Annotated in this window: 1 protein-coding gene; it reads left to right on the top strand. The window is 51.3% G+C overall.

The features are described 5' to 3' along the window. On the top strand, window positions 1-464 hold a 464-nt coding region (locus tag IB248_RS32455), incomplete at both ends, for a hypothetical protein (protein WP_192242255.1).

Below are 464 nucleotides of genomic sequence, written 5' to 3'. Positions count from 1 at the left end.
GAGAGAGGGGGGGGGGGAAGGAGAAGGAGAAAAAAGAGAGAGAAAAGGAGGAGAGAGGAGGAAGAGGAAGAGGGGGAGAAGAGAAAGGGAGAGAAGGAAGGAGGAGAAGGAGGGGAAAAAGAAAGGAGGAAGAGAAAGAAAAGGGAAAAGAGAGGGAGGAGAAAAGGAGAAGGAGAAAGAGGGAAGAGGGGAGAGGAGGGGAAAAGGAAAGAGAAGAGAGGGAGAAAAAAAAAAAAGAAAGGAAGGGAAGAAAGAAGAGAAAGGAAGGAGGGAAAGGGGAGAAAGGGGGGAGGGGGAAGGGAGGAGGGAAGAAAAGGGAAAAAAGGGGAGAAAAGGAAAGGGGGAAAAAAAGGGAGGAGGGAGAGGAAGGGGGGGGGGGGGGGGGAAAGGGGGGAGGAAGGAGAAAGAAGGGGAGAAAAGAAAAAAAAAGAGGGAAAGAAGGAGAGGTGCGCTCGCAATATGGC

The organism is Rhizobium sp. RHZ01 (genome assembly GCF_014851595.1).
Lineage (GTDB): Bacteria > Pseudomonadota > Alphaproteobacteria > Rhizobiales > Rhizobiaceae > Rhizobium > Rhizobium altiplani.
Note: the sequence above shows the minus strand (reverse complement) of the source record. Positions and strands in the feature narration are given on the sequence as shown.